This window comes from Halobacillus sp. 12SKB (assembly GCF_052941655.1).
In genome coordinates, this window is sequence record NZ_JBRFWR010000001.1 from 2,707,357 (window position 1) to 2,731,664 (window position 24,308).

General features: G+C 46.2%; 27 protein-coding genes. 21 read left to right on the plus strand and 6 right to left on the minus strand.

Annotation, left to right across the window (positions count from 1 at the left end):
• Positions 1-59: 59 nt before the first annotated feature.
• The 5 genes from ACQ4XT_RS13270 to ACQ4XT_RS13290 all read left to right on the plus strand — a co-directional run bounded on the left by ACQ4XT_RS13270 (position 60) and on the right by ACQ4XT_RS13290 (position 4,848).
• Entirely contained in the window at positions 60-923 is an 864-nt protein-coding gene (locus tag ACQ4XT_RS13270; RefSeq protein WP_446854070.1) for a cupin domain-containing protein, read from the plus strand.
• 281 nt (positions 924-1,204) lie between these two features.
• Entirely contained in the window at positions 1,205-1,582 is a 378-nt protein-coding gene (locus ACQ4XT_RS13275) for a hypothetical protein (protein ID WP_446854071.1), read from the plus strand.
• A gap of 243 nt (positions 1,583-1,825) precedes the next feature.
• Complete coding sequence (locus ACQ4XT_RS13280) at positions 1,826-2,863, plus strand: HEAT repeat domain-containing protein (protein WP_446855678.1); 1,038 nt, start codon at positions 1,826-1,828, stop codon at positions 2,861-2,863.
• Entirely contained in the window at positions 2,860-4,281 is a 1,422-nt protein-coding gene (locus ACQ4XT_RS13285) for a glycosyltransferase family 2 protein (RefSeq protein WP_446854072.1), read from the plus strand. The genes ACQ4XT_RS13280 and ACQ4XT_RS13285 overlap by 4 nt, the downstream gene beginning before the upstream one ends.
• A 96-nt stretch (positions 4,282-4,377) precedes the next feature.
• A complete protein-coding gene (locus tag ACQ4XT_RS13290; RefSeq protein ID WP_446854073.1) occupies positions 4,378-4,848 on the plus strand; it encodes a GyrI-like domain-containing protein in 471 nt (156 codons plus the stop codon).
• A 30-nt stretch (positions 4,849-4,878) separates the two neighbouring features.
• Here ACQ4XT_RS13290 and guaC read toward each other — a convergent pair whose 3' ends face one another.
• Positions 4,879-5,862: a GMP reductase gene (gene guaC, locus ACQ4XT_RS13295; RefSeq protein ID WP_446854074.1), complete on the minus strand. Its 984-nt coding sequence runs from the start codon at positions 5,860-5,862 to the stop codon at positions 4,879-4,881.
• Between the two features lie 129 nt (positions 5,863-5,991).
• On the opposite strand from guaC, the gene ACQ4XT_RS13300 reads away from it, so the two are divergent.
• Together ACQ4XT_RS13300 and ACQ4XT_RS13305 are read left to right on the plus strand one after the other, a co-directional pair.
• Positions 5,992-6,534 (plus strand): GNAT family N-acetyltransferase, encoded by a 543-nt coding sequence (locus tag ACQ4XT_RS13300; protein WP_446854075.1) that lies wholly within the window; start codon positions 5,992-5,994, stop codon positions 6,532-6,534.
• A gap of 40 nt (positions 6,535-6,574) precedes the next feature.
• On the plus strand, positions 6,575-8,008 hold the full coding sequence (locus ACQ4XT_RS13305; RefSeq protein ID WP_446854076.1) for an MDR family MFS transporter: 1,434 nt from the start codon (positions 6,575-6,577) through the stop codon (positions 8,006-8,008).
• Positions 8,009-8,050: 42 nt separating this feature from the next.
• Here ACQ4XT_RS13305 and ACQ4XT_RS13310 read toward each other — a convergent pair whose 3' ends face one another.
• Positions 8,051-8,689 (minus strand): FusB/FusC family EF-G-binding protein, encoded by a 639-nt coding sequence (locus ACQ4XT_RS13310; protein WP_446854077.1) that lies wholly within the window; start codon positions 8,687-8,689, stop codon positions 8,051-8,053.
• Positions 8,690-8,967: 278 nt separating this feature from the next.
• Here ACQ4XT_RS13310 and ACQ4XT_RS13315 point away from each other — a divergent pair, with 278 nt between their 5' ends.
• From ACQ4XT_RS13315 to uvsE, 9 genes are all read left to right on the plus strand, one after another.
• Positions 8,968-9,804 (plus strand): alpha/beta fold hydrolase, encoded by an 837-nt coding sequence (locus ACQ4XT_RS13315; protein WP_446854078.1) that lies wholly within the window; start codon positions 8,968-8,970, stop codon positions 9,802-9,804.
• Positions 9,805-9,867: 63 nt separating this feature from the next.
• Complete coding sequence (locus ACQ4XT_RS13320) at positions 9,868-10,152, plus strand: hypothetical protein (protein WP_446854079.1); 285 nt, start codon at positions 9,868-9,870, stop codon at positions 10,150-10,152.
• Between the two features lie 301 nt (positions 10,153-10,453).
• Positions 10,454-10,903: an NUDIX hydrolase gene (locus ACQ4XT_RS13325; RefSeq protein ID WP_446854080.1), complete on the plus strand. Its 450-nt coding sequence runs from the start codon at positions 10,454-10,456 to the stop codon at positions 10,901-10,903.
• 11 nt (positions 10,904-10,914) lie between these two features.
• Positions 10,915-11,178 carry a hypothetical protein gene (locus ACQ4XT_RS13330; protein ID WP_446854081.1) on the plus strand — a complete coding sequence of 88 codons (264 nt, stop codon included), beginning with the start codon at positions 10,915-10,917 and terminating at the stop codon, positions 11,176-11,178.
• Positions 11,179-11,306: 128 nt separating this feature from the next.
• Entirely contained in the window at positions 11,307-11,987 is a 681-nt protein-coding gene (locus ACQ4XT_RS13335) for a DUF421 domain-containing protein (protein WP_446854082.1), read from the plus strand.
• Between the two features lie 251 nt (positions 11,988-12,238).
• On the plus strand, positions 12,239-13,147 hold the full coding sequence (locus tag ACQ4XT_RS13340; protein ID WP_446854083.1) for a DUF6612 family protein: 909 nt from the start codon (positions 12,239-12,241) through the stop codon (positions 13,145-13,147).
• A 57-nt stretch (positions 13,148-13,204) separates the two neighbouring features.
• The gene (srtD, locus tag ACQ4XT_RS13345; protein ID WP_446854084.1) at positions 13,205-13,843 is read left to right on the plus strand and encodes a class D sortase, LPxTATN-specific; all 639 of its coding nucleotides are present in this window, start codon (positions 13,205-13,207) and stop codon (positions 13,841-13,843) included.
• Between the two features lie 148 nt (positions 13,844-13,991).
• Positions 13,992-14,156, plus strand: a complete 165-nt coding sequence (locus ACQ4XT_RS13350; protein WP_446854085.1) for a hypothetical protein — start codon at positions 13,992-13,994, stop codon at positions 14,154-14,156.
• Positions 14,157-14,304: 148 nt separating this feature from the next.
• Complete coding sequence (uvsE, locus tag ACQ4XT_RS13355) at positions 14,305-15,273, plus strand: UV DNA damage repair endonuclease UvsE (RefSeq protein ID WP_446854086.1); 969 nt, start codon at positions 14,305-14,307, stop codon at positions 15,271-15,273.
• A gap of 18 nt (positions 15,274-15,291) precedes the next feature.
• Here uvsE and ACQ4XT_RS13360 read toward each other — a convergent pair whose 3' ends face one another.
• Positions 15,292-15,495 (minus strand): hypothetical protein, encoded by a 204-nt coding sequence (locus tag ACQ4XT_RS13360; protein WP_446854087.1) that lies wholly within the window; start codon positions 15,493-15,495, stop codon positions 15,292-15,294.
• A 141-nt stretch (positions 15,496-15,636) separates the two neighbouring features.
• Complete coding sequence (locus ACQ4XT_RS13365; RefSeq protein ID WP_446854088.1) at positions 15,637-15,990, minus strand: hypothetical protein; 354 nt, start codon at positions 15,988-15,990, stop codon at positions 15,637-15,639.
• A 175-nt stretch (positions 15,991-16,165) separates the two neighbouring features.
• Here ACQ4XT_RS13365 and ACQ4XT_RS13370 point away from each other — a divergent pair, with 175 nt between their 5' ends.
• Positions 16,166-16,903 (plus strand): hypothetical protein, encoded by a 738-nt coding sequence (locus ACQ4XT_RS13370; protein ID WP_446854089.1) that lies wholly within the window; start codon positions 16,166-16,168, stop codon positions 16,901-16,903.
• Positions 16,904-17,021: 118 nt separating this feature from the next.
• Positions 17,022-17,228: a hypothetical protein gene (locus ACQ4XT_RS13375; protein ID WP_446854090.1), complete on the plus strand. Its 207-nt coding sequence runs from the start codon at positions 17,022-17,024 to the stop codon at positions 17,226-17,228.
• Between the two features lie 138 nt (positions 17,229-17,366).
• Here ACQ4XT_RS13375 and ACQ4XT_RS13380 read toward each other — a convergent pair whose 3' ends face one another.
• Together ACQ4XT_RS13380 and ACQ4XT_RS13385 are read right to left on the minus strand one after the other, a co-directional pair.
• The gene (locus tag ACQ4XT_RS13380; protein WP_446854091.1) at positions 17,367-18,554 is read right to left on the minus strand and encodes an acyl-CoA dehydrogenase family protein; all 1,188 of its coding nucleotides are present in this window, start codon (positions 18,552-18,554) and stop codon (positions 17,367-17,369) included.
• A gap of 12 nt (positions 18,555-18,566) precedes the next feature.
• Entirely contained in the window at positions 18,567-19,754 is a 1,188-nt protein-coding gene (locus tag ACQ4XT_RS13385; protein WP_446854092.1) for a CaiB/BaiF CoA transferase family protein, read from the minus strand.
• A gap of 235 nt (positions 19,755-19,989) precedes the next feature.
• Here ACQ4XT_RS13385 and ACQ4XT_RS13390 point away from each other — a divergent pair, with 235 nt between their 5' ends.
• The 3 genes from ACQ4XT_RS13390 to ACQ4XT_RS13400 are packed head-to-tail and all read left to right on the plus strand — an operon-like array spanning position 19,990 to position 24,304.
• A complete protein-coding gene (locus ACQ4XT_RS13390; protein ID WP_446854093.1) occupies positions 19,990-21,159 on the plus strand; it encodes an aminotransferase class I/II-fold pyridoxal phosphate-dependent enzyme in 1,170 nt (389 codons plus the stop codon).
• Positions 21,160-21,164: 5 nt separating this feature from the next.
• Entirely contained in the window at positions 21,165-22,811 is a 1,647-nt protein-coding gene (locus ACQ4XT_RS13395) for a thiamine pyrophosphate-dependent enzyme (RefSeq protein ID WP_446854094.1), read from the plus strand.
• A complete protein-coding gene (locus ACQ4XT_RS13400) occupies positions 22,808-24,304 on the plus strand; it encodes an aldehyde dehydrogenase family protein (RefSeq protein WP_446854095.1) in 1,497 nt (498 codons plus the stop codon). Before ACQ4XT_RS13395 ends, ACQ4XT_RS13400 begins: the two co-directional genes overlap by 4 nt.
• The last annotated feature ends 4 nt before the right edge of the window (positions 24,305-24,308 follow it).

Below are 24,308 nucleotides of genomic sequence, written 5' to 3' on the forward strand. Positions count from 1 at the left end.
TATGATTTTCTCTTTTCCTGCATAGAAATGTTTATAGTTTGGAGAAGGGGATGAGGTGTATGATTCACATTCCATATAGGTATGGATACCCGCATACTAGGGCGTATAGAAGTGCTGAGCAAAACACCGAGGACATTTTAGAGGGAATCAAAAAGAAGGAAACTGCCATTCAGATCTTTCGTCAACTGGCCGAGGTTGCTCCTGATGAGTCCTACAAAAATGAAATCCGTCAAGCGTTGGAGAACGAGAAGAGACACTTGAATCATTTTCATAATTTATATACATCATTCACTGGCGAGCAACCGGAATATGAAAGAGAAGAGGCGGATTTCAACACGTTTGAAGAAGGATTGAGAGTTGGCTATGATCATGGAGTTGAAGAGTTTGAAAAGTACCAGAAAGCCTATATAGAAAACCAGGGAAATCAGCTGGCGGATGTATTCTATAGAGCCTGTCATGATAAGGCCGTCACGACCAACCGAATCGTCGCTTTTTCGCGAGGGGAAGGCCGTGTAGTGATCAAAGATTACGGGGGGCAGCCGTTCGTCCTTAATATCGAAGAAGCGACGACTCAAAATCGTACATTCCGAACAGCCTTATGGACAGGAGACCATTTACAGGTAACTTTGATGAGTATAGCGGTGGGTGATGATATCGGGCTAGAGCTCCACCCTGACGTGGATCAGTTTTTGCGAATTGAGCAAGGGCAGGGGCTCGTTCAAATGGGGGATACCAAAGATCAGTTGAACTTCCAGCAGCAAGTGTCTGATGATTATGCCATCATGGTACCTGCAGGCAAGTGGCATAACCTGACCAACACAGGTCAGGAGCCGTTGAAACTTTATTCCATTTATGCCCCGCCGGAACATCCTTTCGGCACGGTCCACAAAACCAAGGCAGATGCTATGGCAGCAGAAGAATAATAAAATGAACAGCTATTTGTAACGAGGGGTAGCTCGAGTTGAGCAACTTGTGTGTACGTAGAGGAATGAGTCAGACCAAATCGGATAAGATTTGGTCTTTTTTTATTTAGTGATGATTCTACAAAATGTCTCATGGATGATAATCGTTGTCCTTGTTCCAGTGATTATGTGAAGTTCATGGAATTTTTCATTTTATATTAAAATAGGTGTAGAGTATAGGAAAGACTGTACCAGTAAGGGCATATGGATTCTCAGCAATAATATAAAAGGAGTGATAGAGTGTGATCACAGCTTGGATTGGAAGTGCCGCATTGTTATCAGTGGCTGTTTTGTACGTGTTGTTAGCTTTTGGTTTGCCTTATGGAGACTTCGCAATGGGCGGGAAATATAAAGTATTACCAAAGCCGATGCGAGTCGCCTGTGCGGGATCTGTATGGATTCAATTGGCTGCCATTCTATTTATCTTACAAGTAGGAAATGTCATTTCCATAGACTTCCTGGCCCCTATCTCAAAAGCAGCGTGTTACTTTTTTGCAGGCTATTTATTCTTGAATACGGCTCTGAATGCTCTTTCCAATAGTAATAAGGAAAAGCTTGTCATGACACCCTTATCTTTAATCACAGCCGTTTGCTTTCTGATCACTGCTTTGAATGGTTAAGGTGTTTTTATAGATTGAAAGGATGAATGGGAATAAATCGACCAAAACGCTTGGATCCTGGAATCCAAGCGCGTTTTTATTCTAGTATTTATAGGATCGATATAAAACGAGCATACGGCAGCGAAGATCATTAACTTCCCGGATGTTATAGATAGAAAAAAACGAGTGGTCCTGTCATACTATTGGTAAAGTGTTCATTATAATCGCCATAGGCGTTTGGAGGAGGGATACGTATTGGTATCAATGGTCATGTGGACGGTGATTGTTCTACTTATTATTCAGTTATGTCTCCTGGGAGGCCTGGTCATTTCAAAGATCCACAGTTTGAAAGATGAGAGGTTCATTTCCATATACATAGACAAATACGAAGAGCCCTTTTTTCAATATTTAGAGAGAGAAACAGAGAAATGCCCGGAGCTTCCACGCGACATCCGTTATCGTGTGCGGCTTGTGGAGCGGCTTTTGAATCGCTTTGTGGACCAACGGAGGGGACAGATCGAATATACGAGAGTGCGGGATACGGCACAAACCTATCTCTCCCATGCTTATCGTCTGTATTTAAAAAATGGAAGTTGGGCTCAACGGGTGAACACCCTATACTATATAGAAGATTTCGACATGGTTGATTTGAAAATCGACGTTTGGGACTACTTCAACCAACTCAACGTGATGGACGAGGAATACCGGCAGGCAGTGAGGGTGCTTGCAGCCTTTCAGGACGAGCGTGTCATTCGACTGCTGCTGGATAAAGAAACGCCTCAGCGTCTCGTGAAACAAGTCCTGCGCCGATTTCAGGACGACCTTTTTCAGCAGATGGTGATGGTTTTAGAGGATGAACCAGGAAGGGTGCCCAGTCAGGTGCATCTGGCCGTTGTTTCCTACTGTGGGGAAAAAGGATCCCTGGATTATCTGCCGTTCGTTGAGCGGATGCTCCGCTTTCCATCCAAAGAGATCCGGCTTAAAGCCCTTCGGAGTTTAATGGAATTGAAAGCCTGTACCGATTACCAACAGTTGGATCAGTTCTACGAATCAGAGATTTGGGAAGAGCGAATGTATGCGGCTAAAATTGCGGGTCGTCTGAAATTGGAATCTGCCCAGGATGCTTTGCTCAAACTTGCCGGAGACTCTCACTGGTGGGTGCGGTATGCGGCTTGTGAAGCGATGAAGAACCTTCCGGATGGTGCGCGGCTGCTTGAATATACCCACAACTATCATGAGGATAAATTCGCCCGTTCCATGGCAAGGCAGCATTTGACAGTGAAAGTAGGGGAAATGATATGAGTGTACAGCAAATTTACAGCCTATTTGAAATCATGGGTTACCTCGTCATTGTTTATATGATTGTAGTAGCGGTCGTCTACCTTGTTTTATTTTTGATTGCAAGCCCACAGATCCGCAAAGAACGGGGGCTTCATAGAGAGGAACTCATTGAAGATACGGCCATCAATTCAGACACTTTCCCAGTCTCTGTCCTGGTCCCCGCCTATAACGAGGAGGTCGGTGTCGTCAGTACAGCACGGTCGATGCTCGCCTTGAACTATCCTCAGTCCGAAGTGATCGTCATTGATGACGGCTCGAAGGATGAGACGGCTGCGCGTATGATCGATACGTTCGCCATGGAACCAATGGAACTAGCCGTCCGGCGTCACTTTAAAACCCAGGACATTTTAGAAGGATATCAATCCAGGACTCATCCGAATCTTTATCTGCTGAGAAAAGAGAATGGGGGGAAAGCGGATGCTCTCAATGCAGGGATCAATTTTTCCAAATATCCTTATTTCGCAGCGATCGACGGCGATTCGATTCTGGACCGTGATGCGTTATTGAAGACGATGAAACCGATCATCGATTCCAATGGGACCGTTACAGCGACAGGCGGGACGGTGAGAATTGCGAATGGTTCCAAAATCATCAAAGGGGTCGTCGAGCGCATCGGTTTACCTAAAGAGCCGATGCTTCTCATGCAGATCGTGGAATATTTCCGTGCCTTCTTAATTGGAAGACTGGGTCTTTCCAAATTGAACATTCTTTTAATCATCTCAGGAGCCTTCGGTGTTTTTGAGAAAAACCGTGTCATTAAAGCAGGAGGGTACGATCCGAATACGGTCGGTGAGGATATGGAGCTCATTGTGCGCATCCACCGCTCGCTGAAAGATGAAAAGTCACGGCAGAGGATCGAGTATATCCAGGATCCGGTCTGCTGGACGGAAGCTCCCTCCACTTTTTCATCCCTTAGAGCCCAAAGGAAGAGGTGGCAGAAAGGACTCGCGGAAACCCTGTGGAAACATAAAGAAATGTTGTTCAACCCCCGCTATAAGGGGATTGGCATGTTTTCTCTCCCTTATTATCTGTTGGTTGAACTACTGAGTGCGATCTTTGAAATGATCGGCTACTCCATTATCATTTCGGGTGTTTTCTTTTCTTTTGTATCGATAGAAATCACCATTGTCGTCGGTTTGTTGACGGTCTTTTATGGTTCAATGATCTCCTCTCTCGCTGTCTTATTGGAAGAGTGGACCTATCATAAAAACCCTGACCCGAAGAGCGTCATTCTTTTGTATGTATGGGCTCTCTCGGAAAGTTTCTGGTATCGGCCTCTTTTGGTCTGGTGGAGATGCGAAGGGCTGTTCCTGTTTCTCTTAAAAAAGAAAAGCTCGTGGGGCAATATGAACAGAAAAGGTTTATCGCAAGACTATTAGGTGCTTTTGAAATCTTCAAATCCCGATAAGCTGCACAGGTTTCTGAAGGAAATGACTTCCGGCATGGAGAATCTATACCATAAAGGAGGTCATGTCGTGGAAGTCACTATTGTTGCTTTACCCGCGTTCAAGGTCAGGGGACGGAAATGGGAAGGAAGTTATGAACAAGTCCCTGTATTAAAAGAAGTGATTAAAAAGGTGGAAACCGAAATAGTAGAAATAAATCCTGTGGATCCGAATTATCAATGGGGGTTATCGGTTCATACGATTGAAAATGGCTTTGTCCATTTCAGCGGCTTCGAAGTGGAAGGTGCGAGGAGCCTGGGAGCGTATGAGGAAATGAACGTACCGCATCATACATATTTGAACGTTCATCATCCGAAAGGCAGAGAGATCGGTGAAACCTATGCATCGATTTACCAATGGTTCAGAGAAGGAAATGCGAAGCCCTACCTCGACCCGGAAACGAACTATTATGATGGGCTGCCATTGAAATTCGAAAAGTATCCGGTCGATCGGGATTTTGATGATCCTCATTTTGATATTTACATTCCGATACAAGCGTAAAATAAAAAGAGCCCGCTCGGGGCTCTTTTTTTAATAGACTTTATCTCCATTGAAGATGGAATTTTTAACGATCACATAGTCGACGTGGCGGATACTGTCAAGGTCTGTGCCACCAGCGTAACTGATCGCAGATTGCAGATCCTGTTCCATTTCCGTCAACGTATCCTGAAGGGCACCTTTGTGCTCGACAAACATTTTCTTGCCTTCCACGTTCTTCTTTTCCCCTTTTTGGAACTCAGAAGCGGAGCCGAAGTATTCCTTGTAAAGCTTGCCTTCTCTTTCAACCGTGTCACCAGGGGACTCTTCGTGACCGGCGAAAAGTGAGCCGATCATGACCATCGTCGCGCCAAAACGTACGGATTTGGCGATGTCTCCATGTGTGCGGATACCGCCGTCAGCGATGACAGGTTTGCTTGCCGCCTTGGCACACCAGCGCAGTGCTGCCAACTGCCAGCCGCCTGTACCGAATCCGGTTTTAATTTTCGTAATGCACACTTTTCCTGGCCCGATTCCGACCTTGGTTGCGTCCGCTCCTGCGTTTTCCAGCTCACGGACGGCTTCCGGTGTTCCTACATTTCCGGCGATCACAAACGTTTCCGGCAGCTGTTGTTTGATGTGCTGAATCATTTCAATGACAGCTGTGGAATGGCCGTGGGCAATATCGATCGTGATGTATTCAGGGACCAGTTCCTTCGTTGCCAACATTTGAACAAACTCATATTCCTCCGGCTTCACACCAACACTGATGGAAGCGATCAATCCTTGTGCGTGCATTTTTTCGACAAAAGACAGACGAGTTTTTGGTTCAAAGCGGTGCATGACATAGAAATAACCTTCTTGTGCTAATTGAGTAGCGATCGTTTCATCGATGATCGTCTGCATGTTGGCAGGGACGACGGGAAGCTTGAATGTATGGTTGCCGAGCTTTACGGATGGATCACAGGCCGAACGGCTGTTTACGACACATTTTGCGGGAATCAGTTGAATATCTTCATAATCAAATACGTTTTCCATGGATTTCACTCCTAAAAACCGAATATTTTTAAGGTTAATTAATTTTATTGTTCGTACATTTGTAATTTACATTATCTTTGTTCTGTTGTCAAAGGTTCATGGTAAAATGATGAAAAAGGGGGAGAAAGTATGTTTGTACATAAGATTGATCAGGAGCTTTCACTTAAACTCGCAGGCCAAGAGGATGCGGAGGCATTATTTCAACTGACAGACGGGTCACGTACATATCTGCGCGAGTGGCTGCCTTGGCTTGATGCTACGAAAACCGTAGAGGAAACGAAATCATTTATTCAATCTGGAAGACGGGGATTTTCAGAAAACAAAAGCATGACGACTATGGTAATCTATAATGGTGACATTGCTGGTACCGCAGGATTCAATGAAATCGACCACACCAATAAAATCGTGAAAATCGGTTATTGGCTCGGCCGGGAGTTCCAGGGAAAAGGAATCATGACACGGGTCGCTGAAGCTTTGACGGATTATGCCTTATTGGAAATGAACATGAACCGAGTGGAGATTCGTGTGGCGGAAGGCAATCAAAAAAGCACGGCAATTCCGGTCCGCCTGGGTTTTAAGGAAGAAGGGAAAATCAGGTGTGCCGAATGGTTGTATGACCATTACGTCGATCATACGATCTATGGAATCTTAGCGGAAGAGTGGAAGAAGTAAAAGGTTCGGATTTTAAATATAGAGAAGTAGAGGGATAGAGATGGAAAAGCAATACAATAGAAAGATCATACTGGTTACATTCATGATCGGTGCATTTTTTGCCGTCCTGAATGAGACGCTGCTTAACATTGCACTTACAGAACTGATGGAAGTGTTCGGGCTGGATGCGCCGACGGTCCAATGGATGGCCACCGGGTTCATGCTCGTGATGGGTGTGTTGATGCCGGTTTCCGCGTTAATGATCCAATGGTTTACGACGAGACAAATGTTCATCGGAGTTATGACGGTTTTCTTAGCCGGAACGATCATAGCTGCATCGGCTTTGAACTTCCCCATGCTTTTGACAGGACGGATGATTCAGGCGGTGGGAACCGGCTTGCTGATCCCTGTCATTATGAATGCATTATTACTGCTTTATGAACCGGAAGTCCGCGGGCGGATCATGGGGACGTTCGGTCTTGTCATCATGTTTGCACCGGCGATCGGTCCGACGCTTTCCGGAGTCATCGTAGACTTCCTGGGCTGGAGATGGTTGTTCATCACCGTCATTCCGTTTGCCTTGTTTTCGATATTATTTGCCGTCAAGTATTTGGAGAATGTAGGAGAAGTGACGCGTCCGAAAGCGGATATCATTTCAATCGTATTATCATCCATCGGAATCGGCGGGATCGTCTATGGGTTCAGCAGCGCAGGGGAAAGTGGAGAGGGATTCTCTTCGATCAATATCATCATCATTTTAAGCGTCGCTTTCCTCAGTTTGATTTTGTTTGTCCTAAGACAATTGAAATTAGAAGAACCATTATTGGACGTACGAGTGTTTACGTATAAAAGCTATGCGAGAGGAATTACCATTTTCGTCATTGTCATCATGGCGATGTTCGCTTCTGAAATCGTCATGCCGATGTATTTGCAGGGGCCATTAGGATTTTCCGCTAAGACCGCCGGGCTGTTGCTGCTTCCCGGAGCACTGCTCAATGGCCTGATGTCACCGGTCATGGGTACACTTTTCGATAAATTCGGCCCAAGAAAATTGATCATTCCAGGTACATTGGTCCTCGTCGGTGTCATGCTCTTCTTCAGCAATATCAATCCTTCGATTCCCGTTTGGTCTTTTATTCTTGCTTATGTATTACTGATGCTGGCGGTTTCTGCGGTTCTTATGCCGTCACAGACCAATGCGTTGAATGAACTGCCTAAGCATTTGTATCCACACGGAACGGCGATCGCAAATACGCTGCAGCCGATCGGAGGAGCGCTCGGCGTTTCCATATTCGTAAGCATCATGAGCCAGGGAGAAAGAAGTTATTTGAACAATGAATCCGGAGAAGTGACAGGTGAGGTCATGGATCAAGCGATGACAGCAGGAGTCCATCAAGCCTATTGGTTTGCTTTAGGTCTTGCGATTCTCACATTCGTCGTTGCTTTGTTCATTAGAAAAGCCGTGGCTCCGGATTACTCACCAGAACAGCAATAATAGAAAAGCAGGACCTTTCCGCTTGGAAAGGTCCTGCTTTTTTTATGATTTCATGCGTTTAACAAAGGATTCGAGCGGTTCACGGGACTGGATGTTTTCATTGCATTTCCTGCTGTCATGGCAGATATAATTGCCGCGGCTGATCGTTTCTTCGTCATTTTCCCCCTTGAAGGTAGCCGTGAACATGCCCACCTTTTCATGTTCGTGGCAAATCGAACAAATGCTCTTTTGCCGCAGTGGTTTGTAATGGCCGTACACCCCTGTCAGTTGGCCATCCACCGTCGTAATGATATATTTTCGGTTTGTTGCTGCATCGTTCCATCCAATGTAGGAGAGTTCTGCCCATTCTTCATCAGGGATCGTAGGCACTCTCAATTTTTTCACTTTCGGGAACAACCGTTGGATATCGGCTTGAGACAGCTTTGGAAAAGGAACGACATACTGCTTCAAGCGGGAGAAGTAGAGGATCGCATCGGTCTCGTCTTTGACGTCACTCGCTTGAGCAATCAATTGCTCCTGCTCTGGTGAGAGCTCTGTAAATAATTCCAACACTTTTTCGTTCGTGATCGATTGGAGAGCCTGGGTGACAGAAGCATCGTTCGTTGTCATATGACCATTCAACAGGTTGTGAGCCTGATTTTTTATAAAGTGATACTGATCGGAGCGGATAAATCGTTCCATAAGTAAACCCCCGTTCCATTGTTTTCTTTTTATTATTTCAGAGCACGTCTTATCTATCAAACGTTATGTCTTCAAGTTTATGGTGGTGCAGCAAACCGGCACCCGGGCTACCGGTTTGGTTCCACGTACCTCTCTCTTCCTGCTGCATCCTTTTACAATTATATTTAAGTTGAAACTCGTACCAAATCGCGGTTTTCCTTTGCCAGGTACCGGAAAAACATGAAACACTTTCATGTATGATATCGTAGAAGTACATTGAATAAGGGAGGGAAGGGAAGATGACATGGAAACGGACAATGGTGAAAACAGACCGTGGAACCTTTGAAGTTTTCGAAAAAGGACAAGGATCTCCGCTTGCTGTCACCCATTTGTATTCAGAGTTCAATGAAACGGGGGACTATTTTGCAGAAGCTTTTGTGGTTAGCCATACGGTCTATTTAATCAACTTGAAAGAGTGCGGCAGGACGGACAAAGCATCCTCTCCTCATGAGTTGACAATGCTTGACAGCGTTTTAGATCTTGAAGAGATCCGGAAAGCGTTGGGATATGACTATTGGAGTTTTGCAGGGCATTCAACGGGAGGGATGCTTGCCGTCGTTTACGGGATCTATTTTTCAGAAAGCCTGGAAACTCTAGTTATTGCAAATGCTGCAGCGCGCGAGTATATGACTTTTTCAGAGGATTGTATCTACAATGAAGCGCACCCGAAATTCGATGACATGCAATCACTGATCGAGCAGTTGAAAAAGCAGGATCTTTCGGAGGAAAAAAGAAAAGAGCTGACGATGGAACGGACAAAGTTTTCCTTATGGAAGCCTCATAATTATGAGCATTACTTTCGTCGACCGGTTGAAAAAAAGATGTCAGCGGTCCGGATGAACTTCTTTGCACGGGAGCTTCATACCTTTGATGTGACAAGAAAGTTGGGTCTTATTACGGCGGAAACGGTAGTCATATCGGGTAAGTATGATGTTCAATGCCCGCCCTCTTATTCTGAGGAAATCGCAGAAGGTATCCCAGGGGCTGTTCTTCACCTGTTCCATCAAAGCAATCACTACCCTCATCTGGAAGAAGAGCAGAAGTTTAAACAAATCCTTCGTGCCCACTTTGACTAGCCTGATCTGGGAGTGGTAAAGTTACTCTTGATGACAGCGTTTTAACAAGGAAGGAGATTATCGATGCACCAGGAAAAACAACAACGAAAAAGTGATTTTGCTAAGTTCAAAGAACTATGGTTTCTTTTGTTCATGCTGTTGTTCACCCTTTTTCATAACACGATGGTCATCCTCATTGGTGAGGGATGGAGCTTTATTGGCTACAGCCTCTTGTTTCTAGTGATGTATGCATTATTCCGCTGGCTGCGGAAAATCGTCGTGTTCATGAGCAAACCATTGTCCTGGGGATCTCTGATCGGCTTTTACATTGCCGGTGTGTTCGTGCTCGGCGCGCTAATGATCCCGTGAAGCAAAAGGGAGAGGAGTTCATGGGGATAAAAAGACTTCTTTTAGTAAATGCCATCGCATTTACCTAAGGGTTATTGAACGCATGTTATCAGTGATTTCTACACTATCAAAATTAATATTGCCTTTATGTTATGGAGCATTATTTACGCAGATTACATCATGAGTGTGGACAAAAATACATAAGCGATGATTTTTTTTGAATGATTAAAGATAAAGCGGGGATTCAAAGTCTCAGAATTAAGGCTTATACAAATGGCGGCTCATTTGAGGTGAATGAATTCAATGAGGAGAGGTATTCTGGATGGACTATGTTAAAGAGCTTAGAAAAGAAGTCGGGACAAGACCATTAATTTTACCTGGAGCTGTGGTGATCATCGAGAATGACCAGCAGGAAATTCTCCTTCAACATCGTAAAGACGGCGGGTGGGGACTTCCTGGTGGTTTAATGGAGCTTGGTGAAAGTCTGGAGGAAACCGCACGCCGTGAAGTGAAAGAAGAAACAGGTCTTCAATTAGGTGCGCTTGAACTTCTGGATATCTTTTCAGGGGAGGAATACTTCTTCAAGGTTTCCAATGGGGATGAACTGTACTCGGTTACGGCTGTCTATAAGGCGAATGAATACGTGGGGAAATTAGAAGTTGATGTTGAAGAATCCCGTGACGTCTCTTTCTTTTCTATGAAAAAGATCCCCGCAGACTTAACCAGGGAATACCGTGATTATCTACAATCATATTTAAAAAAACATGAATGACGGGGGATTCGATGCTGGAATTTTTCATGCTGATCATAACAGCTGTTTTGGTCGTGGGTTATATCTATTTGATCTATAAGAAGAGGAAAAATCTTAAAAAAGAGTATGGGTGGAAAAGCTATGTGACTCCCGGCGCTTTCGTTGTGGCACCATTAGTAGCCTTGTTTTCCTATCTCTTTGAATTTGGGGGCATAATCACTTGGTTTACTCTGGGGATCTGCTTTATCACCGGAGCATTTTTCACGAAATATTTACCTGAGCCGAGAGAAGGCTGATTCACACAGGACAGTAACCGTTCAAGGGTTACTGTTTTTTTGTTTTGGAAAACGCATGCTCGAACTTTTCCTGATCAACATAAATGTGACAGAAAAAGAAATAATAAAGGAAGAGGAGGAGGGTGCCTATGGGTGAGTGGTTGGAGTTCGTCGGAACAGGAATCATCGTTTTTATTATACTTTACGTTTTAGCAAGGATTCTAAGCAAGAAGCTGATCTCACAAATGACGCTTTTCGACTTTATCGCAGGCATTACGCTTGGTTCAATGACAGCCACAACATTCCTTTCAGATAATGTGACGCTTTCAAGGGGAGCTCTTGGATTGCTTACCTTTGCTTCCCTTGTCCTTCTCATCGACTATCTCACACTGAAAAGTCTGGCGATCAGGAAACTGGTGAACAGTCAGCCTACTCTATTAATGGACAACGGGAAAATTCTTATCAAGAATATGAAAAAAGTACGTTTCAACGTCGACGAACTCATCGCTGAATTAAGGAAAGCAGGTGTGTTCCAGTTCAGTGATGTGCAGACAGCTATTTTGGAAACGGACGGATCTGTAAGCGTTCTAAGAAAAGCACAGTTTTCCCCTGCAACCCCTCTCGACTTGAAGCTTGACCCTGATCCTGTCACGTTTTCACATGTCGTCATGGTGCAGGGGGAAGTGCTTCCTGATCAGTTGAATGCGAGTGGTTACAGTGAATCCTGGTTGGAAGATCGCTTGCAGTCCTATGGGGTGTCTAACCGGAAAGACGTCCTCGTTGCCCAGGTCAATTCGGACGGAACTTTATATATTGAGACAATGGAATAGGCGCATTGGTTATGAAAAGGAAAATACAAAAGCAGGGAGCAGACCATCACATTATTCATGGTCTGCTTTTTTATGTACACCTTGTATGAAAAAAGAATAGAACCTTAGGGGGAAATTTGGAATCATGTGTTTATTTTTGAGGGTTGAAGGATATAGAGGGGTAGGTGGAAAATTGTGGGATGTTAAAGTCAGCCTTTGTCTCTACATAGACCAGCCTCTTTTTTTACCGAATAAAATTCGGGAGTGTTTGGATGTTAAAAAAATGTAACCTGCTGTTATTGAGTGCTCTGGTGTTGTTCCTGTTTCCTCTTCAAGTATTCGCTGCGGAGATGACGGCAGAAGAAGTGTTAAAGAAATCGAATGAAGCCATGAAGAATCTTGATAGTTATTCGATGAAACAAGTATCAAAGGCTGAAATGCCGATGATGAATGAAGGAGAGGGAATGGAAACAAAAACCATGGCTGATGTGACGATGGATCCCTTCGCCTTTTATATGAAGACTGAATTGGCAGGAGAGACGACGGAGTCTTATTTTACAGAAGAAGGCTACTACAGTGAACTTCCAGGACAAGGGTGGGTGCAGCTGTCCGGTGATTCAAGCCAGGAAATGATGGCTTCTATGCTCGCTGAAGGTCAGATGGCGCAGGCGCTCCCTCTAGCCGGAGATATGAGTGTGGAAGAAAGTGACGGTTCCTATGTTCTTCACTATGAGGGAGATGGGGAGAAGCTTTTGGAAATGTCGATGAAAATGCTTCAACAGGGAATGGGTTCCAGTGAAGGTGAGCAAGGGTTGAAGGAATTGGGTGAAGAAATCCTTGATAAAATCTCCATCAAAGATGTGACCTATAAAATGAACATAGACAAAGAGAATCATTATTTAACCTCCAGCCACATTCTATTGGAAATGGAAATCGAAACAGAAGAGGGCCAGCCCATGCCTATTACTCAAGAGACAGAAATGACGCTGGAAAACTTCAATGGTGTCGGAGAAATCCAAATCCCACAAGAGGTATTGGATCAGGCTCAACCGATTGAAGAAGCCATTGGAGGGGAACTTCCTGATACAGCAAGCCCGAATGTCATGTATGCGTTCCTTGGCGCGACGATGGTGCTGTTTGCTGGAAGTGTTCTATTCATGAGAAAGAGGTCTGTACAGTGAAATGAGAGCTGGGCTTCGGCCTGGCTCTTTCATCCTTCATTTGACGAGGAGGTCATTATGCTTAACAAAGTTCTGTTTCTGTTTGTCGTTATCGGGTTTTCGTGTACGGCTTACTTCACATTTCAATGGTGGGATTCCACCCAGGCTGTTGAAAAAGTGACAGAAGAGGAAATAAAGGAATGGCAGTCTTATGATCAGTCAGAGAAAACCCAGCCCTTGGTAATGAAAAAGAATGATGAACCGAAACCACCTACTTATTCGGATGAAATCCAAAAGTTTGAGGATGGGGAGAAAGTAGGGCGGCTGATCATCCCCTTTTTAAATAAAGGCTATGCTACTTATTGGGGCACCGATGAAGAATCGCTTCATCAAGGGGTGGGCATGTTCATAAGTCAATGGACCACGACACCAGATGAGAAACGTCATACCGTCCTGAGCGGTCATCGGGAGACCGTTTTTACCCAGCTCGGGGAAATCGAAAAAGGAGCCCCCCTGTTTTATGAGTATGAAGGAAAACGGTACAAGTATGAAGTGGAGAAAACGTGGGTCACAGATGAAGACGATCGGTCCGTCATCGTCGATCACGAGGATCCGACGCTTACACTCACGACCTGTTATCCATTCGATTTCATAGGGAGTGCCCCGGAGAGGTTTATTGTCCAGGCGCAGTTCGTCGATGTGCAGGAAATCGAATGATGAGCCCATGACACACGTTGATGTTATTTCATCTATCGCACGGATCTGTCCTGTAACCAGGGATCACACACGGTTTCTATGAAATTCGTGAGCATGAAGGACGTCCGTAAAACCTTATCTACAACAGGTGAAGAAAGAGGGTTTGGGAATGTCTGCTTTATTTCTGGTCATAGGGTTGTTAGGGCTGATTGCCTACATTTATATTACGAGAAGAAGCTTTTTTTCTGATGAGCGGAATGTGAAATTGTGGATCATGCTGTTTGTATTTTTACCTTTAGTAGTGATGGGGTTGTGTATTTCCTTATCCTTTTGAAAAAAGGGAGGAGATGTTAAAGATGGGGCAGACAAGGAAAAAGTCAAAAACAGATAGAAGCAGGTCTTACCTGCTGGAGTACTCCATACCTACATAAGGAACGACCCTCTTGGCTAAACTATGGAAAAACAGGGAGCAGGTGAAAAACATGACACTATTTAGACTCGGATATGTAGCGATGAGTGTCCATTTGCAAAATGCTTCCCCATCTCAAACGATGACCTATAAACGTTTTTCGGAAATTCGAGATGTAGAGGCAGCCAAACGGAAGCTTGAGCGGATTGCGAAATCAAACCTTCACAACTGTCTTCGATTACTGAAACATAATAAAGCCCATGACATTCACTTCTTCAGACTAAGTTCACGACTTGTTCCGCTGGCTACGCATGAACAATTGCAAGGGTGGGATTATTTGAATCCGATCAAAGAGGAACTTGCAGAATTAGGCGGTTTTGCGAAGGAGAACAACATGCGGATTGATTTTCATCCCGATCACTTTGTGGTCATCAATTCTCCGGACCAAGGAATTTTCAAGACTTCGATGGGCGTGCTCAAGTATCATTATCTGCTTCTCCATCATATGGGGATCGACCCGACCCATCGGTGTGTTTTCCACCTTGGAGGCAGGTATAAGGATAAAGAAAAGTCGCTGGAGCGGTTCATCGAAAATTGGGCATCGGTTCCGACCGGCATTCAAAAGACCGTCATGATTGAAAATGATGATACGTCCTATACGTTAGCAGATGGTCTTTATGTCTGTGAAAAATTGAACATCCCACTCGTCTTTGATATCCACCATCATTATGCAAACAATGATGGGGAGAAATGGGAGGAGCAATGGCCGCGTGTCGTGAATACTTGGAATCATTCTCCTCTTCCTGTGAAAATGCATATTTCGAGTCCCAAGAGTGATAAGGAATTTAAAAGTCATGCGGATTTCGTTGATTTGGATATGTTCCTTGAATTTGTAAAGAAAACGAATGGCTCAACAGAGCAAATTGACTGCATGATTGAAGCGAAACAAAAAGATGAAGCCTTGTTCCGTCTTGTAGAAGAGCTGAACCAGCATCCAAATATAGAGATGCAGGATGATAGTTCGTTCATTTGGAAAGGGTAGATGCCGGCGGGAGGATCCTCACTTCTCGAAATCTTGTTGTTTTGCACGTTCAAGGCCTTTTTTGATCAATTTTTTCAGGCGGCGTTTGATTCTTAAAAAAGGGATGAGTCTGTCTTCTTTCATCAGTTCATAGGTCAGGTGCGCGAATTCCTGTCTTTCTTCCGGTGTCAGAACGATGACTTCTGCAGGTTCTTTTTTAGGAAAAGGTATTAAATCTCCCACACGCATCGCCTCCTTCTTAAACGTTTATGCAGAAGGATACATAACATGCTATTTTTGCGATACGGTTTTACGATCAAAAAGCAGCTCCGTGCCATTGGCGTAGAGCTGCTTTACGTGTGCTTCGATCTATGAGGGGAGCGATTAAATTTTCGAAAGTTTCCAAGCTGGAATCAAAGAATGGAAATGGAAAAAATAGCTCATCGGTATATGGATAAGCGTGTAGATGGTGAGCGTAAGGATGTAGGTTAGAAACCAAAAAGGGACAGTGACGTTAAGAAAAGAGTAAAGTAAGAACATACCTACCGGGAAGGGGACGACGACGATCAACCACATGGGACTGCCGAAGGCTTCTGTCAACGCACCGAGAGAAACGACGGAAAACCCAATGATGAAAGCCTGCCAGTAAAATAATCCGTTACCAAGAAGGAGGCTGGCTATAAAATATGAAAAACCATTCAAAGTGACAGCTAAAATAAAATCTAACGTGTATTTCACTCATTCGTTCCCCTCTCCATTAGGAGCCCTTATTTTCTACAAGGCTATATGATTTACACTCTTGTTCCTTTCATTACTTTAACATAAATTCCCTTTTTTATATGGCAATAGCCCGGGATTTCTGCCTGTCCTCATTCTTTATTTACAGGAAGCAGAGCACTTATACAGGACGATCATGGGATTCGTTGATTCATCCCCTTTCCATCTACTTGGTGGACCAGTTTCAGAGTGTTATATTGGAATGGAAATGAATGGTTCTGGTTCAATGAAGGTTGCTTACATGATAGAGGAAGAGAGGGAGTTTGCTATGCCTGAATTCAGGTTAACGATAGAAATCCGAAAGCCTCCATACGCGCAGAACCGAACGGTAAGAGACTCAATCCCCCGGTCCTTATGGAATTCTGTGCGCGGTCATGTTCTTAAGGAAAACGATGATCAATGCCAAATTTGTGGCTTTTATGATAAAAAGAAACTTCATGCCCATGAAGTGTGGGAATATGATGAAGACAAGTTTCTTTTGATACTAAAGGAAATCCAGTGTTTGTGCAGGTCCTGCCACGATTTAAAGCATATTCACCATGTTGGACATAGAGTAAACGAAAGTAAGAAAAGTAATTACGTGATGAGGAACTTAAAGAAACATTTCATAAAGGTCAATGGGTGTACGGAGAAAGATTTTATCAGACATTATCGAAATCAATTAGCCAGAAGTACGACGGAACCTGTGAAAAGGTCGATGGAAGACTTTATAGAATTACGAGAATTGAGAGAGAGGGAAGCGTTCCTAATAGCGCAGGATTGGAAATTTGTCATCGGGCCACATGTTCCATTAGCAGATGAAATGGAGGAGGCTCTTGATAAAAAAGGGTTGCTTTATAAGAAAAATGATCAAGGTTCTTCCCCTTTTTTTTAAAGTTAAAGATTTTTTTAGAGAGCTTGATCTATGTTCGTGTGCTAGCGTGCGCACACCTTAAATAAATCAAGGGGGAAGTTATATGAATGATCGTGCTTTAGGAATATTATGAATAGGGATGTCTTTATTGACCGGAGTCCTTGTTTACTCTATTGCTGAGCTGATCACAGCAATAAAAATATCAGCTGCCCATGTCGTGTCCTCCATTTCAGGAGAGGATGGACCAGCAATTGGTTGGGGAGGGAACCCGGTTTTAACAAATGGTCCTATGATATCGATTGCCAGCTGCATGATATTAGGATTTGTAAAGACCAAACGCAAATAAATAGATCTTCAACAAGTCAGCAAACAAAGCTGGCTTTTTATGATGTGAAAGCGGTGTCGAAACCGTAGTGAAAAAAGGGATGAAAAAACGTGCGTGAATCATTCACGCACGTTCGTTTATCCAAAACATCTCTTCGATTTAACCTTCCCACGCCGGAAGCATATGACTGAGCGGTTTGTCTTTCCTGTAACCCAAAACATATTCCGCCTGCATAATGGTGTGGATTTCCCTCGTCCCCTCATAAATCACAGGGGCTTTGGAATTCCGTAAATACCTCTCCACAGGATATTCATTGGAATAACCATAAGCTCCGTGAATCTGCACGGCATCGTCCGCCGCCTGGTTGGCAAAATCACACGCCTGCCATTTCGCGAGCGAGGTTTCTCTGGTATTTCTCACCCCTTTGTTCTTCAACGCACCTGCCCGGTAGACAAGGAGACGGCTCATGTGCAGGCCTGCTTCCATTTTCGCGATCATCTGCTGGACGAGCTGGTGCTTTCCGATTTCTTTTCCAAATGTCTCTCTCTCATGACAGTAGTCCACGCTCGCTTCAAGACATGCCATGATCTGTCCGCAGGCGCCTGCTGCCACCGTGAACCTGCCGCTATCCAGAGCGGACATGGCGATCTTGAAGCCATCCCCTTCGTTGCCGAGCAGATTTTCTTTCGGTACCTTCATTTGATCAAAAAACAATTCGCCTGTATTCCCAGCGCGTATGCCCAGCTTTCCTTTCGTCGCTTTGGAGGAAAAGCCTCCATAAGTTCTCTCTACAATAAAACAGGAGATGCCGTGATGTTTCTTGCTTTTATCCGTATAAGCAAACACTAAAAAGTGATCCGCCACATCACAGAGGGAAATCCATGTTTTCTGTCCGTTCAGTACATAATGGTCTCCGTCGAGCGTCGCGGTCGTCTGTAATGCGGCCACATCAGAGCCTGCCGCAGGTTCCGTCAACCCGAAAGCACCGATTTTTTCGCCTTTGGCCTGCGGAACTAAGTATTTCTGCTTCTGTGACTCTGTCGCCCACTGCAGAAGGGTCATGCTGTTCAGGCCGGTGTGGACGCTGACAGCTGTACGGAAGGCCGTGTCTCCGCGCTCGAGTTCTTCACAGACAATAGCGAGGGAATTGTAATCCATCCCACTTCCTCCGTAGGTTTCAGGAATGCAGACCCCCATCAGTCCAAGCGCTGCAAGCTTTTTCAACGTCTGCTGATCAAAATGTCCTTTCGCATCCCATTCCCCGATGTAGGGCATGATTTCATGGTCGACGAAACTCCGGACCGCTTTTCTTAACATGACTTGCTCATCACTGAAATCGAAGTTCATTTCGTTCACTCCTTAAACCTTGTGATCCTTTTTCCATTGACGGATCGTTTTTTTGTCATACCCGAGCCTTGTAAGAATTTCTTCTGTATGTTCACCCGCTTCCGGGGGATGCTGCCTGTAATCCACCGGTGTTCGGGATAGTTTCAGTGGGCTTCCGATCATCTCCACATCACCTGCTTTTGGATGCTTGCAGGTGAGGAACATGTCCCGGGCTTTCAGCTGTTCATCTTTACAAACCTCTGCGAGCGATTGAATCGGGCCGAAGGGGATTTGTTTTTCCTGGCACCGGCTTTTCCAGTAAGCTGTATCCTCGTTCAAAAACCGCTCCTGTAAAATCCTCGAAAGCTCCTCCCTGTTTTCCACCCTGCCTGCATTCGTAGAAAAACGAGGTTCTGCAGCAAGTGAAGGTTGTCCGACGATCGAGCATAATTGAGCGAATTGACGGTCATTCCCGACAGCGATGACCATTTCACCGTCACAGGATCGGAACGTCTGGTACGGCACGATATTGGCATGATGATTTCCGAGCCGCTCCGGTACTTTTCCGGTCATTAAAAAATTGCTCCCGATGTTGATGAGGGAACTGACGGCAGAATCGTATAGAGATAGGTCGATTTTCTGACCTTCTCCTGATCGTTCACGTTCCAACAGCGCCGTTTGGATTCCGATGCAGGCATACAGGCCGGTGAGAATGTCGGTAATAGCCACACCCAGCTTCTGCGGACCCGACTGGTCGTCACCCGTAATGCTCATCAAACCACTCATCGCCTGGATGATGAAGTCATAGCCGGGGAGATGCTTGTATGGCCCTGTCTCTCCGAAACCCGTAATCGAGCAGAAAACGATGCGGGGGTTGAGATCTTTTAAATGGTCATACCCGACCCCGAGCCGGTCCATCGTTCCCGTCTTGAAGTTGTTGATGACAACATCACTTTCCTTGACGAGTTTTTCCAACACTTCTTTTCCTTCCGTAGACTTCAGATCGAGCGTCAAACTCTTTTTATTCCGGTTGGCACAAAGATAATAGGCACTCACCCCTTCTTTGAAGGGAGGTCCCCACGTACGGGTTTCATCACTACCTCCGGGAGCTTCGACTTTAATGATTTCAGCTCCGAGATCTCCAAGGATCATCGAACAATAAGGGCCGGCGAGAACCCGGGTCAAATCGAGGACACGGATGCCTTCCAATGCGGCGGTCACCACTCATCACACCCTTTCACATTAGAAAAAGCCAGAAGAACCCATACGACGTATGAATCCAACTGGCTTGGGAAACACGGATCAATTCAGATAGGGGAGTTGTCCTTGACGGGCTATATCACACTATATGCAGCGATTTGGAAAAGATGACCTGGAAACTTTGTTTCATAGAATGAGGGATGGATTAATAGGATAGAGCGATGGGACAACCAGAATGTCTGAAGGGGGTCTTTCCATGATCCAAAGCTCGAAGCAGGTGCGAAGCCTGCCACCTTACCTGTTTTCCATTTTTCATAAAAAGAAAGTCGCGTTGACCGCTCAAGGGGTTGATGTCATCGACCTCGGCATCGGGGCCCCGGATCTGCCGACACCACCATTCATCATCGACCGTTTGACCGAAGAGGTACGTAAACCGAAGAATCACAAATATTCCCCGTACGGCGGCTGCCGGGAGTTCAAGGAAGCCGTTGCGGATTTCTATAGATCGCATTATGACGTGGATTTGGATCCAGAGACGGAAGTGCTGACACTGATCGGATCGAAGGAGGGCATCGCTCATTTGATCAGTGCCGTCCTCGACCCGGGGGACGGGGTCCTTGCGCCGGATCCGGGTTATCCTGTCTATCAATCCGCGATCCATCTCGCCCATGGAGTCACGGTCCGCTTTCCGCTGGATGAAGAAAAAAGTTATGCCCCGATGTTCGATCAAATCTCTACGAGGGATGTTTCAAGGTCGAAAATGATGCTGCTCAACTATCCGAACAATCCGACCGGCGGAACAGTCGACGTAGACACATTTGAGGAAGCGGTCCGTTTTGCGAAAGAACACCAACTTTCACTCATCCATGATGCCGCTTACGATCTTGTCACATTCGGAGATTACAAGGCTCCCAGTCTACTGCAGGTGCCGGGGGCCAAAGAAATAGGAGTCGAATTCGGATCGCTTTCGAAAACGTTCAACATGTCCGGCTGGCGTCTTGGATACATCGTCGGCAATAAGGAACTGATCCGCTCTCTCAGCGTGTTCAAGAGCAATATGGATACGAGTCAGTTTTTACCGGTCCAGTTGGCGGGCGCTACGGCACTACGCAGTGATTTTTCAACGGTAAGAGCGAACAACCGGACGTACGAGCAGCGGCTCGATCTTATGATGAGTGCCTTCAACGGAATGAATATCCAGGCTGAAAAACCGAAGGGCACCTTCTTTCTATGGGCACGTGTGCCTGAAGGATATACGTCGCAGGGGTTCTCTGAAAAAATGCTCGACGAAGCGGGCATCATCCTTACGCCAGGAACAGCGTTCGGTCAGAAAGGAGAGGGCTATTTCCGGATGAGCCTGTCTGTTCCGATTGAACGGCTCCATGAAGCTTCGATACGCATGAAAAAAGCGATGAAAGGAGGCTGAAGTCTATGGACGAACGCCAGATGACAAGCGCTGAAGCGATTGTCTCCTGTCTAAAAAAACAAGGCATTTCCAAAGTGTTCTGTGTACCAGGGGAAAGCTATCTCCCTGTGATGGATGCCATTTTGAAAGAGCCGGACATGGAGCTCCTCTCGGCCAGACACGAGGGCGGGGCCGCGTTCATGGCGGAAGGGTACGCAAAAGCGAGTGGAACGCCGGGTGTTGTGATGGCGACAAGGGGCGTCGGTGCGAGCAACCTTGCGATTGGTGTTCATACGGCATACCAGGACTCCACACCCATGGTCGTCCTCCTCGGGCAGGTGCACACGAACTTCAGTGGACGCGAAGGCTTCCAGGAAGTCGACCTTGAAGCCTTCTTCAGGCCCATCGCTAAATGGGTGGCTGAAATCCGCGAACCGCCCCGGACTCCTGAACTCATGCAACGGGCGCTCAGGATCGCCATGTCGGGCAGGCCTGGACCTGTCGTTCTTTCTCTGCCTGAAGATGTTTTGAAAAAAGAAGCGCTCATGTCGTTCGGCCCTGTTGTAACAAGGCCGGCACCAAAGCCTTCGGATCAAGAAGTCATCGAGGTGGTCGACCGGCTCCGTTTAGCGGAACGTCCGTTGATTTTAGCGGGTGGGGGAGTGAAGCTTGCGGGTGCAGAAATGGCTTTGAAACGGCTGGCTTATAAATGGGGCGCTCCGATTGTGAGTGCATTCAGACGACATGATGTTTTTCCGAACGACGACATCCACTATTGCGGACATCTGGGACTCGGCACGCATCCGAACATTCTGGAGACAATCTCTCAGGCGGATACGGTGCTCGCGATTGGGACAAGACTTTCGGAAGTGACGACACAGGACTATTCGCTTTTAAAAGGGCAGACCTTGATCCACTGTGATATCGATGACCGTGTCCTTGGCAAAGTCTATCCTCCTGATGTAGGCATTGTAGCGGATGCGGGCGAAATGCTTGAAGCACTAGCTAATGCGGCCTACGGAAGGGATTTAATTTCGTGGACAAGCGCGCGTCGGAAAGCTTATGAAGCGACGCTTGTTACCGATGGTCGCAAAAACTTGAATGGGGAAGTGATTTCGCTTCTTCAGGAAAACCTGCCGGAAGACAGCATCCTGACAAATGATGCGGGCAACTTCGCCGGCTGGCTGCACACGTATTTTCAATTTAAGAAACAACGATATATAGGGCCAACGTCAGGCGCCATGGGGTACGGCATGCCGGCAGCCCTGGGAGCGAAACTTGCGAAACCTGAAAAGAAGGTCGTTTCTCTTTCAGGCGATGGTGGCTTCATGATGACGATTCAGGAGCTTGAGACGGCGGTCCGCTATGACATTCCAATCATCAGCATCGTTTTCAATAACCGGATGTACGGAACGATCCGCATGCATCAGGAAATCCATTATCCAGGCGAAGTCATCGGTACGGATTTAGGGGAGGTCGCCTTTTCAAAAGTGGCGGAAAATGTAGGCGCTGCCGGTTTTCTTGTGAAAACGGCGGAAGAGTTCAGACAAGCCCTGGATCAGGCGCTGGTCCTGGACAAGCCCGTGGTCATAGAAGTTGAAACAGATCCTGAGCAAATATCCTTATCAAAAACGATCAGCCAATTAAGAAAAAAAGGGGGAGAATCAAAGTGACATTGATTCATGAGGAGCAGTTAAAGAATTTCATAGATGGAAAATGGTTGGAGCCGTCTTCCGGCAAGGCGACAGCCGTCATCAATCCGGCGACATCCGAAACGCTGGTAAACGTCCCGCTATCGACAGCTTCTGATGTGGAAAAAGCGACAAGTGCTGCAAAAAAAGCGCAGAAAACCTGGGCACTCGTACCGGCCCCTCAAAGAGCAGAAGTGTTGTACCGGGTCGGTTTGATTATGAAAGAACGAAAAGAACGGCTCTCCCAGCTGTTGACGATGGAAAACGGAAAAGTCATCGAAGAAGCGCGTGGAGAAGTTCAGGAAGGCATCGACATGGCCTTCTACATGGCGGGAGAAGGACGCCGGCTGTTCGGGCAGACGACACCTTCAGAGCTGAAGGATAAATTCGCGATGAGCGTCCGTGCTCCTGTCGGCGTCGTCGGCATCATCACTCCATGGAACTTTCCGATCGCCATTGCGACATGGAAGTCCTTTCCGGCGATCGTTGCCGGGAACGCGGTCGTGTGGAAGCCTGCGACCGAAACACCGATCATGGCCTATGAACTGGCGAAGATTTTTGAAGAAGCCGGGTTGCCAAAAGGGGTTATCAATGTGGTGTTCGGCTCGGGGTCCACAGTAGGAGAAGCGATGATCGAGCAGGACGACATCCGGGTCATTTCTTTTACAGGATCCAATGAGGTCGGTCGTGGCATCGCAGCGAAATGCGGCCAGCGTCTTAAGAAAGTTTCCCTTGAAATGGGCGGGAAAAACGGCGTAATTGTCATGGATGATGCCGACTTGTCCCTTGCTGTCGAAGGGATTCTGTGGAGTGCATACGGGACAAGCGGTCAGCGTTGTACAGCCTGCAGCCGTGTCATGGTCCACGAAAAGGTCAAAGATGAACTGGAAGAACGCCTTCAAAAAGAGATTGCCAAGCTTTCGATCGGAAATGGACTGGATGAATCGATCAAAGTCGGACCGATCATCAATCGTGCGGGTCTTGAAAAAGTGAAAAGCTACATCAGCGTCGGGAAGGAAGAGGGAGCGAAACTTCTGACCGGTGGCTATATCATGGAAAACGGCGACCACAAAAAAGGGAACTACTTCGCTCCGACGTTATTCACGGACGTGAAACCGGATATGCGGATCGCCCAGGAAGAAATTTTCGGGCCGGTCGTTTCCTTGATTCCTGTGAAAAGTTTTGAAGAAGCTGTTGAGATCAACAATGGGGTGGAATTCGGCTTGTCGAGCTCGATTTTCACACAAAATGTGAACCAGGTATTCGCCGCTCAGCGGGATTTAGATACAGGCATCGTTTATGTGAATGCAGGGACGACTGGGGCTGAAATCCACCTGCCGTTCGGCGGGACGAAGGGAACCGGAAACGGCCACAGAGATTCTGGAGTGGCTGCCCTCGATGTGTTCACCGAATGGAAAGCGGTGTACGTCGATTTCAGTGGGAAATTGCAGCGTGCCCAAATCGATGTCGAGTAATTTT